Origin of the sequence: Empedobacter sp. UBA5924 (assembly GCF_002431085.1) — a bacterium.
GTDB classification, from domain to species: Bacteria; Bacteroidota; Bacteroidia; order Flavobacteriales; family Weeksellaceae; genus Empedobacter; species Empedobacter falsenii_B.
Genome location: NZ_DJDM01000045.1, coordinates 18,553 through 30,764, shown reverse-complemented (window position 1 = coordinate 30,764; position 12,212 = coordinate 18,553). Strand labels below are relative to the sequence as shown.

At 32.2% G+C, this 12,212-nt stretch carries 10 protein-coding genes; 6 read left to right on the top strand and 4 right to left on the bottom strand.

Annotation, left to right across the window (positions count from 1 at the left end):
• Window positions 1-561 precede the first annotated feature (561 nt).
• The 3 genes from B3792_RS12585 to B3792_RS12575 all read left to right on the top strand — a co-directional run bounded on the left by B3792_RS12585 (window position 562) and on the right by B3792_RS12575 (window position 2,371).
• Window positions 562-1,203 (top strand): DUF6266 family protein, encoded by a 642-nt coding sequence (locus B3792_RS12585; protein WP_115001161.1) that lies wholly within the window; start codon window positions 562-564, stop codon window positions 1,201-1,203.
• A gap of 521 nt (window positions 1,204-1,724) precedes the next feature.
• On the top strand, window positions 1,725-1,979 hold the full coding sequence (locus B3792_RS12580; protein WP_312067372.1) for a helix-turn-helix domain-containing protein: 255 nt from the start codon (window positions 1,725-1,727) through the stop codon (window positions 1,977-1,979).
• A gap of 146 nt (window positions 1,980-2,125) precedes the next feature.
• Entirely contained in the window at window positions 2,126-2,371 is a 246-nt protein-coding gene (locus B3792_RS12575; RefSeq protein ID WP_291069750.1) for a hypothetical protein, read from the top strand.
• Between the two features lie 356 nt (window positions 2,372-2,727).
• Here B3792_RS12575 and B3792_RS12570 read toward each other — a convergent pair whose 3' ends face one another.
• Together B3792_RS12570 and B3792_RS12565 are read right to left on the bottom strand one after the other, a co-directional pair.
• Complete coding sequence (locus tag B3792_RS12570; RefSeq protein WP_291069748.1) at window positions 2,728-4,677, bottom strand: oleate hydratase; 1,950 nt, start codon at window positions 4,675-4,677, stop codon at window positions 2,728-2,730.
• Window positions 4,678-4,770: 93 nt separating this feature from the next.
• Window positions 4,771-5,646: an AraC family transcriptional regulator gene (locus B3792_RS12565; RefSeq protein WP_291069746.1), complete on the bottom strand. Its 876-nt coding sequence runs from the start codon at window positions 5,644-5,646 to the stop codon at window positions 4,771-4,773.
• 293 nt (window positions 5,647-5,939) lie between these two features.
• On the opposite strand from B3792_RS12565, the gene B3792_RS12560 reads away from it, so the two are divergent.
• Both B3792_RS12560 and B3792_RS12555 read left to right on the top strand, forming a co-directional pair.
• The gene (locus tag B3792_RS12560) at window positions 5,940-7,130 is read left to right on the top strand and encodes an MFS transporter (protein WP_219034463.1); all 1,191 of its coding nucleotides are present in this window, start codon (window positions 5,940-5,942) and stop codon (window positions 7,128-7,130) included.
• 9 nt (window positions 7,131-7,139) lie between these two features.
• A complete protein-coding gene (locus B3792_RS12555; protein ID WP_291069744.1) occupies window positions 7,140-7,577 on the top strand; it encodes a hypothetical protein in 438 nt (145 codons plus the stop codon).
• Between the two features lie 51 nt (window positions 7,578-7,628).
• Here the strand turns inward: B3792_RS12555 and aceA are convergent, their stop codons facing one another.
• A complete protein-coding gene (aceA, locus tag B3792_RS12550; RefSeq protein ID WP_349679441.1) occupies window positions 7,629-8,906 on the bottom strand; it encodes an isocitrate lyase in 1,278 nt (425 codons plus the stop codon).
• 77 nt (window positions 8,907-8,983) lie between these two features.
• Window positions 8,984-10,570, bottom strand: coding sequence for a malate synthase A (gene aceB / locus B3792_RS12545; protein WP_291069742.1), 1,587 nt, complete (start codon window positions 10,568-10,570; stop codon window positions 8,984-8,986).
• Between the two features lie 117 nt (window positions 10,571-10,687).
• On the opposite strand from aceB, the gene B3792_RS12540 reads away from it, so the two are divergent.
• Window positions 10,688-12,175, top strand: a complete 1,488-nt coding sequence (locus B3792_RS12540) for a helix-turn-helix domain-containing protein (protein ID WP_115001152.1) — start codon at window positions 10,688-10,690, stop codon at window positions 12,173-12,175.
• Window positions 12,176-12,212 lie beyond the last annotated feature (37 nt).

Genomic DNA, 12,212 nt, shown 5'->3' with positions numbered 1-12,212 from the left:
TACTGGAGGTTTAGTTCAACATTGTTTTTTCACGAAACTGATCTAGCTTTTGTTTCGTAAAAAATCAACTATATCCGCATTTCGTAAAATTAGAAGCAAATATAATTATTTTTTTGTAAATAAGATACTTATAAAAACAAAATTCATGTATCACGAAGTAATTTGATGTAGAATGTAATAATGAATGTATGGATAGCGAAACAAAGTATTCTTGCATCATTTTATTTTTACAATTTCAATTTCCTCCCACTTTTGTTCGTGTTTTCTTCGACCGTTCTTCGACGAGAATGCCGTTTTTCCGAAGATTCGTCGAACAATGGTCGAACAATGGTCGAACAAGACCAAAATTGACCAAAAATTCAACTTCTCTCTAGCTCTTATAAATAGGAGGTTAGCGAGGTTTTTATTTTGTTATATTACTATTATTGTGTAAAAAGCAACTGGACAAAAGTGGACAAATGCGGGCAGAGCAGGGCAAATGCGGGCACAAAATTGTGTTTTTGTAAATGGTGTTGTTTCTGTTGCTAACTTTATGAATATTAACAATAAAAACTTGCAATTATGGCAGAAATTAAAAAAGGAATCCTTGGTGGATTCTCAGGAAAAGTAGGAACTGTAGTAGGCGTTAATTGGCGCGGCAAAGACATTATCCGTAGTTTGCCAAAAAAATCTAAAAGCCAACCTACTGATTTGCAATTGATGCAACAAATCAAATTTAAGAAAATTATTGGTTTTTTGCAACCAATTCGTCTTATTCTTAATTTATATTTTGGGAATAGAGTCGGGCTAAAATCGCGCTACAACATCGCGACTTCTTATATGCTGAACAATGCATTGGAAATGGAGAATGGTTTACCTGTTATTGTATTAGAGCGTGTATTGGTGTCGAAAGGCGATTTGGTTGGCTTTTTACAACCTACGATAGAGACGGCAGGTGGGGATAGTTTCCAAATGAATTGGGAAGATAATTCTGGGCAAGGCAATGCGCAACCTTCGGATTTTGTGAATCTTGTTTGTTATTGCGAGGAACTAAATTCGTTCGAAGTGTTTCAGAATGTTGTAACTCGTGATTCTATGATTATAGATGTTACTTTACCAACGTATTACAATGGCAAAAAAGTGAATTTTTGGGCGTTTCTGAATAGTGAAACAAAGGCTATGGCGAGTACCAGTATTTATCTTGGCGAGTATATGGTTGTGTAAAGGTAGTAGTGAGGTAGTAGTAAAATGAAGTTCGTTGATTGGAGTGATTTTTCGGTACAATACTTTGTTTAACGGCGTAGAAGAGTGAAGAAGAATCGTATCGAAAATAGAATTTTATAGATGTTGTTCAAATTTATTTTGACCACATAGAAACATAGTTTTAGTTGTGATGGCTTGTAAAAATTAGTTGAAAATACGAATAGGTAGACTACTAATTGGAAAGCAAAATCATTTGGTTCTATGTTTCTATGTGGTATTTTTTTTGCAAAGTGAATATGTGTTTTTTTTTCAACTTTATGTTTGGTGTAAAATTCTGGGAGAACCTTGCTTGTATTTATGGTTTTAATCCTAAAACTGTTCAACGATACATTGGTTTATTGTCGAACATAATCGATTTGAGTACTCTACAAAAAGTAGGGTGATAGCTAGATTTCGTGTAAAGGAATATTGTTTGTTTGTTAAATATTTGGTTATTAAGTATTTATTTTATAAATTAGTACATCTTAACATCAACTAAATATATGAAAAATGATTTATTTTTACAAAACGATGGAGAGGCATTAAAGGATATGAAGCTCCTGCTGATAGAATTCCAAAAAACTTTTCTACTATTAGAAGAAAATCAGAAATTCTATGATAACGCAGACCTAAAAAGTTTGCTTAACGTGAGTGACAAAACGTTGTATAGGATGAGGAAAACGAATAAGATTCCTTATATAAAATTTGGAAATAAATTTTATTATCCAAAACAGTTCTTTAACCAAATGGCTCTTTGATAAGAGCTTTTTTTATGAGGTGTTGTGAGTGGTTGAGATTTTGTATATTGGAATGTTGTTGAATGAAATATAGAAATGACAACTTTTTTGTAAAACAGGTTTTGTTTATTCTTGTAAAGAAATATTGTTAAGTTTAATTTTGTAAAATGACCCTGACTGATAGTATTGGAAAAATTATAACCGAAATAAAATATTGTTATAACCCAGAAAATAAATATGTATTACAGGAGTTTGAGTCTTTTATAAAAATTGATAATGATAAACTAATTCAAATTCCTTACTTTCCAACAGAAGAATGGAATGAAAGTGAAACTTTAAAAAAGTTTGAATTAGCAAGGAAAGTTGAATCTAAACCAATAGAATTAATTTTAAATTTAAAAATCATTAATTAGCATTTTAAATATTTCGAAAATGAACTTGATGAAATGGAGAAAGCAATAATTGAGCTTGAAAATGGACTATATATTACTGAGAAAATGGACCATTTGGATTAACTGATGTTGATTTGCATAGTATGCATACAATAGAATTTCTAAAATTAAAGGAAAATATTGAATCAGAATTTGAAATAAAACCTTTAATAATTCAATAATAATATCACTATAGCTAATATTTACTAATAAAAGCTGTTATATTTTTTAAATAGAAAAAAATATAATAATACTCAAAAAGCTTCTAAATCTTTAGTGATTTAGAAGCTTTTATTGGTTTTATAGCATTGGTATTCAGGATTGAAGTGATAGTGATTTTAACCTCTAAAATGTCCTACCCATTCTTTGAATTTACCAAATTGTTCTAATAGAAAAGATTCTTTTTCCTCTTCCTCTTGTGGAGAATCTGATCCAATAGGTAGAATATGTTCAAAATAAGTTCCTTTTAAAACTTTATTCAATAAACCTTCACCCATAAATGGTTTATCATCGTTCAACGTTTTAGTTGCTTTTAATAAATGACGAATGTCGTATTGTAATGGATTAATGTCTGGAACTTGCTTATTTAAATTAAGTAATTCATAAACTGCAATACGTGCGGTACGAACAGAACTTTCCATTGTGAAAACTACATCGTTATTGGTTTCTACAAATTGACCTACTAAACCTAGATTCTTACAATCATCTGGAACTACTTGTGGGCGGTCTCCTTTTGCTCTAGGCATAAACATAGATGTGATGTAAGGCATATAAGCAGAACGAGTGATTGTATTCTCAATAACGTCATCTATTTGGTCTTCAATTCCTAAATGATAACATAATTCTGTTAGGATTTCGTTTCCTGTACAAGTAGGCATTGTTTTCTTGATGTAGTTTCCTTCTTTATCCATAAATAATGCATAAACCCAAAGAACTAAAATATCATCTGGTTGTGTAGGAAAATGTGGTTGACGATTACAAGTAAAACTCATTAACCAATTAGAATCTGTAATGGTAATAATTCCACCTGTAACAGTTTGACCTGAATATGGATCATTAACAGAATATTCTTTTAGTTTTTCTACTAATGCAGAAGGTTTACAAGTTAAAGTAACAGATTCCCATGAAGATTTTTCAATATTCCCACAAAATTTTTCTGGACGACCAAAAACAGGAGATTTAGCAGAAAGGTTTTTCCATAGTTTCCACCCTGCACTTTGACCACTAGTATTATTATCTATCGCTAAAACTGGTGCCGTTGTATTATCTCCATACGCAGTATCTTCAGTCATAGAACCAGTAGTTACAATAACATAATCATTTGGTGTAACAGGAATAATTACATCTTGTCCATCTTGTTCTGTTATAATTCCTTTGACTACTTTTCCTTCTGTATTAATTAATAAATCTAAATCTTTAACCAGTGTATTTAACTGAATTTTTACTCCTTTTTCTTTTAACCATTTACCTAATGGCGTAACAAAAGTGTCGTATTGATTGTATTTAGGGAACACCAATGAAGAAAGATCATTTAAACCATCAATCGCATGTAAAAAGCGATGCATATATAATTTGAATTCTAGTAAACTATGCCAATTCTCAAAGGCAAACATTGTACGCCAAAATGTCCAGAAATTACTTTCTAAGAATGATTGATTAAAATAATCTTCAATCGTTATATCATCCAACTCTTCTTTTTTCTTTAACAAAAGTTTGATAATAGCTAATTGATCTTTCTTATTTAAACCAAATTTACTAAAGTCTTTTACTTTCCCTTTTTCATGAATTAAACGTGCAATAGAATAATTAGAATCATTATCATTTACTAATCTATATTCGTCTAAAACACTATAAGGTTCTGGTAACTCTAATGCAGGAATGTCTTGGAAGATATCCCATAAATTCTCGTAGGTACAATCCATTTCTCGACCTCCTCGAATTATGTAACCATCTTTTGCATTTCCAGCTCCATCTAACGAACCTCCTTCGACCTGAAGTTGTTCTATAAATATGATGTTCTCTGGAGTGAAATGTCCGTCTCTAATAAAATAATAAGCAGTAGCTAAACCTGCAATACCACTTCCCACAATATATACCTTACTGTCCTTATAAGATTTTGTAGGAATTCCTTTATTACGTTGGTAATTTCCTATCTGATCAGAGAAAGGATAAGATTTTTCTGGAGTGTTTCTTGGTGTTTCTTTACTCGCATCTGGTTGATGATCAATATTTCCGTAGATAGTAGAATGATTTAAAACGTTGTCAAATTTTGAAGTAACTTTATCCATAATTATTTTTTTTAAGATTCTAGAATAAAATTACGCTTTATTATTTTTCTAAAGTATCCCGAAATTCGTCATTTGTATCCCAAATTTCTTTTTTTATATATGTTGTTGTTTTCTATATTGTTGAGGAGAAATTGAAGTGTATTTTTTAAAAAACCGACCAAAAGATGAAGAAGAGTTGAAACCTAGATCTAATGCTATTTGGACAATTGTTTTCTCTGAATAACCAAGCAAAACATACGCTTCTTTTAATAAATATTCGTCAATAATAACATGTGGAGTTTTCTTAGTTGCTTTTTTTACAAGGTGAATCAAATATTTATTTGTAATAAATAATTGATCTGCATAAAACTGTACGTCTTTGTGAGCGATAACATTTTCTTGTACAAGTTGTGTGAACTTACAAAATAGAGTGCTGATTTCGCGAGAATGATTTTTATTTTCTTTTGAATATTGTTCAGCAATTATAGAGGCAGATTCAAGTAGTAAAGTGAAAATAATCGATCGAATAATATCTTCTAAGAACAAAACATTTCTTTCTCGTTGCTCTTGAAGATAATTAATTAGCATAAAAAGATGATTCGCTTCTTTTTTATTTGCCTTACAAACTGTAAAGTTTTGATGTGTAAACAAATTAAGTTTATCAATAAAGAAAGGATTAGAAATGTTTTTAAGGAGAAAATTTTTCTCAAAAAATAACAATTTCATTCTGAAATTAGAGCTAGTATCTAGAATTTTTAAAACAGTAGAAGGAGCAGAAATTAAGAATTCATTTTGAGTAATACAATATTTCTGAGAATCTATCTCAACTTCTATTGAGCCAGATAAACAAATACAAAAAGCATAAAAGTCGATTCGAAATGATCTTTCAGGAAAAGCAAAAATTGGATTTCCTGATGAGATATAATATAGTTTATTACAATTTACGCCATAAAAAGACAAGGTCTCTTTTAGGTTTTCATAGTTTTTCATGCTTGAAAATAATAGTTGGTTAGATCGTTTTTTTAGGGTAGTAGAATTGATATAGCAAAAATAAGAATTGTTTAGTAAGTAATTAAATACAATAAGGTATTTTAACTGTATTCTAATGTAAAAGTTATTTTCATATCAACTAAGTAGTTCTTAAATAAGAAATTTCATGAATATAATCAATGAAATATCGGCTAACAATGTTGAATGATGTAGTGATTTTTTGTAACAAGTAATACTTTTGGATTGTGTAGTTTGTTTCGGTTAAGATAAATTACCTTTGCAAAAAATCCGTTATGTTTTCTGCCATTAATAAAAAATTAAATTTAGATCCCGTTTATAATCTCCATTTTATTTTAATGTGTTTGAGTTCGTTGTTGTTTTCAGCGAGTTTTAATATGATGATTCCCGAGCTACCTGCTTATTTAAGTAGCATGGGTGGAGCAGAATATAAAGGATTTATTATTGCATTATTTACACTAACAGCGGGGATTTCGAGACCTTTTAGTGGAAAATTAACCGATAAAGTGGGGCGGGTACCTATTATGGCAGTCGGTTCTATAGTCTGTTTTGTGTGCGGAATTTTATATCCTGTTTTAACAACCGTTTCAGGTTTTTTATTTTTGAGATTGGTACACGGCTTTTCGACAGGTTTCAAACCCACTGCAACAGCAGCTTATATTGCAGATATTATTCCGCGCGAACGTTGGGGCGAAGCATTGGGCTTGCACGGAATTTGTTTCAGTATCGGAATGGCAATTGGACCTGCATTGGGAAGTACAATTACATTATATACATCGATTAATGTGATGTTTTTTACGTCTTCGTTTTTTGCATTATTATCGATATTGATTTTATTCAATATGAAAGAGACCTTGCAAAATAAACAAAAATTTTCGTTCGGATTATTAAAGATTTCGAAGCAAGATGTTTTTGCAAAAGAAGCTTTGCCAGCGGCATTGATTACGTTTCTTTCGTATGTTGCTTATGGTTCTATATTGACATTAATTCCAGATTGGACCGAACATTTAGGTTTTCAAAATAAAGGGGTTTTCTTTATGGTATTTACAATATCATCTATGATGGTTCGTTTCTTTGCAGGTAAGATATCTGACCAAAAAGGGCGTGTGTTGGTGATAAAATTAGGCTTAGTTTTATTGATTATTGCATTGGTACTTTTGGCTTCTATTGATGCAAAAATAGGGTTGATTTTAGGGGGGTTGATGTATGGAATTTCAACCGGAATTCTTTCACCTGCACTAAATGCTTGGACAATAGATTTTAGTAAACCTGATGAACGTGGAAAGGCGATGGCAACAATGTATATTGCGATGGAAGCGGGGATAGGACTTGGAGCATTGTGTGCGGGTTGGTATTTTCAGGATTATTTGGATCGCATTCCGATGGTGATTTATGTTTCGGCATTTATCTGTCTTTTGGGAACCATTTACATGCTGAGATTTAAGAATAAGCCTCAAACAATTTAATTGAAAGAAATGAAAGCAGAATTATATCAATTTATAGCACAACAAATCGAAGATAAAATAACGTATTTGAATGGTTTGATTGACGATTTACGTGCTTCAAACAACGATACTAAAAGTAGTATGGGTGATAAGTATGAAACGTCGCGCGAAATGATGCAACAGGAAATTACTCGAATTCAAAATCAATTGAATGAAGTTTTAATTCAGCAAGACGTGTTTTCTAAAATAAAAATTATGGAGAACAAAACCATTGGTTTAGGTAGTTATGTTGAAACTACGATGGGAAATTTCTGTATGGCGTGTAGTTTTGGGGAAATTATTTTCGAGAATAAAAAGATATTTGTCCTATCAACTCAAACTCCTTTGGCTAGAATCTTGGTTGGAAAATCGGAACAAGATACTTTTGAAATGAATGGAAAAGTTTTTGTAATTAGTAAAATTAATTAAGATAAAAAAGGACGTAGTTGCGGTACGTCCTTTTTAATTGAAAAGTATGTATTAGAATTGTGCGGCTTCCGTACTTTCAGCCATAGCTGTAGTAGATGAAATGCCTTGTTGCACTGTGTTTTGTACGTAATCGAAATATTGTGTTCCTACAAAAGATTGGTGTTTTACAGCTGCAAAACCTTCTTCTTGTAACGCAAACTCTCTTTCTTGTAATGCCGAGTATCCCGCCATTCCTTTGGCTTTGTAAGCTCTCGATAACTCGAACATAGAGGTATTCATCGCATGGAAACCTGCTAAAGTGATGAATTGGAATTTGTACCCCATTTCAGCTAAATCTTCGCGAAATGTTTCCATTTGAGCTTCTGTTAAATGTTTTGCCCAATTAAATGAAGGCGAACAATTATAAGCTAACATCTGATTTGGATATTTTTCTCGAATCGCTTGTGCAAATTCTCTTGCCATTCCAAGATCTGGATTAGATGTTTCCATCCAAATTAAATCAGCATAAGGCGCATAGCTTAAACCTCGATTAATTCCTTGTTCCAAGCCATTTCTCACGTTGTAAAAACCTTCAGAAGTTCTACTTCCTTGTATAATAAAAGGTTGATCTCTTTCATCGATATCCGAAGTAATCAAATTCGCAGCTTCTGCATCAGTTCTGGCAATCAATAGAGTAGGAACGCCGCAAACATCTGCTGCTAAACGCGCTGCAACCAATTTGTTAATCGCTTCTTGTGTCGGAACTAAAACTTTTCCTCCAAGATGACCACATTTTTTGGCTGATGACAATTGATCTTCGAAATGAACGCCAGCAGCACCAGCTTCTATCATTTGTTTCATCAATTCATAAGCATTCAAGTTTCCTCCAAATCCAGCTTCAGCATCGGCAATAATCGGTACCATATAATCAATGTTTCCTTGTTGGGTAACAGATTGTATTTCATCGCGACGACGCAACGCATTATTAATACGCTTTATCACCATTGGAACCGAATTGGCTGGATACAATGATTGATCTGGATACATTTCTGCCGAAAGATTTGCATCTGCAGCAACTTGCCATCCCGAAAGATAGATTGCATCTAAACCAGCTTGTACTTCTTGTATGGCTTGATTACCATTTAAAGCACCTAAACCCGCCATAAATGGTTTTGAATTCAAACCTTCCCAAAGTTTCTTAGCCCCTAATCTTGCTAAGGTGTAATCGATGTCCAAAGAACCTCTTAATCGAATTACATCTTCTGCTGAATAAGGACGAACAATGTCTGTCCAGCGTGGATTAGTTTCCCAATCCTGCCGAATCTTTTGAATTCTTTCTTGATTGCTCATAATTGTGTTTTTTGTGTTTTGTTTATGAATGTGTGTTGTGTGTGTATTTCTTTTTGTGTGTGTCTGGTTATAAGGGCTTAATCAATATACTTATAGGCTTCTAATGTTAAAAATTCGGTAAACTTGTGCGATAAAACTAATTCGTCAAAGATTGAAATAGCTTCTTCAAATCTTCCGTTCAAATAGTTTTCCTCACCAACTAATTTTTTTATTTTTTGAACCTCTTCGGCTCTTAATTTTTTGTATTTGTCACTGTTAAATTCGCATCCGTTTTCTAACGTAATCGACTGGCTTAACCATTGCCAAACCTGCGTACGAGAGATTTCTGCTGTTGCTGCGTCTTCCATTAAGTTATATAAAGCTGCGGCTCCTTTTCCAGATAACCAACTTTCGATGTATAAAATTCCGACATTAATATTGTCTCTAATTCCTTGTTTTGTAACTGTTCCTTTTGGCAATTCTAACAAAGCCTCGGCAGTTGTTACAACATCTTCTCGCTTATTGGAAATTTGATTAGCTTGTGGCATATATTCGTCAAAAATATCTTTTGCGACTTTTACCAAAGCAGGATGCGCAACCCACGTTCCATCGTGTCCATTTTTTACTTCGCGAAGTTTATCATTCTTCACTTTTTCAAAGGCAATTTCATTGACTTTTTCATCATTCTTAATCGGAATTTGAGCAGCCATTCCACCAATTGCATGTATGTTTCGTTTATGACAACGTTGGATAACTGCTTGCGAATATGCAGCCATAAAAGGCGAAGTCATCGTAACTTGTGAACGATCTGGAACAATAAAATTTGGGTGTTTCTTAAATTTTTTGATATAAGAAAATATATAATCCCAACGACCGCAGTTTAGCCCTGCGATGTGGTCTTTTAATTCGTAAATAATTTCATCTAACTGAAAAGAAGCTGTTATAGTTTCGATCAAAACTGTAGCTTTAATCGTAGCTTGTGGAATGTTTAAATAATTTTGTGCGAAAACAAAAACATCGTTCCACCAGCGTGCTTCTAGGTGATGTTCTAATTTAGGAAGATAGAAATAAGGCCCACTTTGCTTGGAAAGTAACGTGTGTGCATTATGGAAAAAATATAAACCAAAGTCAAATAGTGAGCCTGATATTTCTTGTTTATCTATTATGATATTCTTTTCATTCAAATGTAAACCTCTCGGTCTTACAAGCAAGACAGCAGTCTTTTCGTTTAATTGATACTTTTTTCCATTATTTTCGAATGAAATAGTACCATCTACTGCATCTCTTAAATTTTGTTGTCCTTGAAGATTGTTATCCCATGTGGGAGAATTACTATCTTCAAAATCGGCCATAAATGTATTAGCGCCTGAATTTAACGCGTTAATTACCATTTTACGGTCAACAGGACCAGTTATCTCAACGCGTCTGTCTTGTAAATCAGCTGGAATAGGAGCTGCTGTCCAATCGCCATTTCTGATTTCTTTTGTTTCTGACAAAAAAGTTGGAAAATTACCCAAATCAAAAAAGATTTGTCTTTCTTGTCGATTCGCCAAAAGTTCTAAACGTCTTTCGTTGAAATTTTTGTGTAAAGCTGTTAAAAAATTAACCACTTCGGTTGTCAAAACATCTGGATAACTATCCAGCTTATTCTGCGATAATTTTAATTCACTTGTAATAGTATCCATTTTTTGTGTTTTTGTTGTAATTTTGGTTTTGGTTATTCGAGCGGAATTTTACTTCCAGCGAACGTTCGCTAAATTATAAAAATTCGTTTACATTTACCAAATATTTTTGAAAAAATTATGCAAGAAGAATACATTAAATTAATTTTTGGGTTAAAACTAAAACAAGTAAGAATGGCTAAAGATTTGTCATTGTTTAAGTTATCTAAGTTAACTGGACTTTCGAAATCGTATTTGAATGAGATCGAAAAAGGTAAAAAATATCCAAAAACTGATAAAATTGTTGCTCTTGCCGAAGCGTTGGAAATTCCTTATGATGAGATAGTTTCTTTAAAATTGGATAAGAATTTAGCGCCAGTCGCTGAGATTCTACAATCAAATTTATTGCAAGAAATTCCTTTGGAACTCTTCGGAATTGAAGAAAGAGATTTAATTGAGATCATTTCTAACGCACCAATGAAGGTAAATGCGTTCATTTCTACGTTGATTGAAATAGGTAATAATTACAATCTTACACGCGAAAGTTTTTTCTTGGCTTCGTTGAGGTCTTTTCAGGAAGCAAATGATAATTATTTCCCTGAAATTGAAAAATCTGCAAAGAGTTTTTTACAAGAATATTTGATTGAATCAGAAGATTTTGTAAAAAATGAAACGATGGAAGAAATTCTGAAAGAAGAATATAATTATACCATTCTTTATGAAGATTTCACTTCGTTAGGAGGGAAGGATTTAGCGAAATTACGTTCTATTTTTATCAAAGAGAAAAAGCTGTTGTATATCAATATTAATTCTGACAATGATCAAAAACGATTTATTTTAGCGAAAGAATTAGGCTATAATTATCTTGATTTGAAGGAACGTTTGTATACATTTTCGTGGGCAAGTTTTGATAATTTTGATCAATTGTTAAACAATTTTTATGCATCTTATTTTGCTGGAGCTTTGTTGTTACCAGAAGAAAAACTGTTGAAGGATATGCAGAATTTGTTTGCTATAGAGCATCATGATTTGTCTAAATTTCAAGAAATTCTTGGAAAATATACCGAATCACCTGAAACGGTTTATCAACGAATGACAAATTTGTTACCCAAACATTTTAATATTCGTGATTTGTTTTTCTTGCGTTTGTCAGCAAAAGTTGGTTCAAATTCATATAAATTAACGAAAGAACTTCACCTTAATCAACAACAATCGCCACAAGCAAATGAAACGGATGAGCATTATTGTCGTCGTTGGGTTTCGTTAAATGTTTTGAAAGAATTGGAAAAACATCAAGATGATCATCATGAGATTTCTGCACAAATTTCGTTGTATCCGTTCAATAATAATCAAAAATATTATGTAATTTCTTCTGCAACGAAAGATCCATTCAATCCAAATTATTTACGAAGCGTAACGATTGGTGTATTGTATAAATCAGCTCAACGTAAAGTGAAATTTATGAATGACCCATCAATTCCTGTAAAAGAAGTTGCGGTTACGTGTGAAAATTGTGGTATGAAAGACTGTGCAGAACGTGTTGCTGAACCAATTCGTTTTGAAAAAGATATCCGAAATAAACGATTAAATGTTACGATTAATGATTTTATAAAAGAGCAGAGTAAGTAATATTATCTACCGTAAAATATAAAGGAAAACTTAAATC

Excerpts from the sequence above, each read along its gene's own strand:
- B3792_RS12585 (WP_115001161.1), top strand. The coding sequence starts at position 562 with ATGGCAGAAATTAAAAAAGGAATCCTTGGTGGATTCTCAGGAAAAGTA.
- B3792_RS12580 (WP_312067372.1), top strand. The coding sequence starts at position 1,725 with ATGAAAAATGATTTATTTTTACAAAACGATGGAGAGGCATTAAAGGAT.
- B3792_RS12575 (WP_291069750.1), top strand. The coding sequence starts at position 2,126 with ATGACCCTGACTGATAGTATTGGAAAAATTATAACCGAAATAAAATAT.
- B3792_RS12570 (WP_291069748.1), bottom strand. The coding sequence starts at position 4,677 with ATGGATAAAGTTACTTCAAAATTTGACAACGTTTTAAATCATTCTACT.
- B3792_RS12565 (WP_291069746.1), bottom strand. The coding sequence starts at position 5,646 with ATGAAAAACTATGAAAACCTAAAAGAGACCTTGTCTTTTTATGGCGTA.
- B3792_RS12560 (WP_219034463.1), top strand. The coding sequence starts at position 5,940 with ATGTTTTCTGCCATTAATAAAAAATTAAATTTAGATCCCGTTTATAAT.
- B3792_RS12555 (WP_291069744.1), top strand. The coding sequence starts at position 7,140 with ATGAAAGCAGAATTATATCAATTTATAGCACAACAAATCGAAGATAAA.
- aceA (WP_349679441.1), bottom strand. The coding sequence starts at position 8,906 with ATGAGCAATCAAGAAAGAATTCAAAAGATTCGGCAGGATTGGGAAACT.
- aceB (WP_291069742.1), bottom strand. The coding sequence starts at position 10,570 with ATGGATACTATTACAAGTGAATTAAAATTATCGCAGAATAAGCTGGAT.
- B3792_RS12540 (WP_115001152.1), top strand. The coding sequence starts at position 10,688 with ATGCAAGAAGAATACATTAAATTAATTTTTGGGTTAAAACTAAAACAA.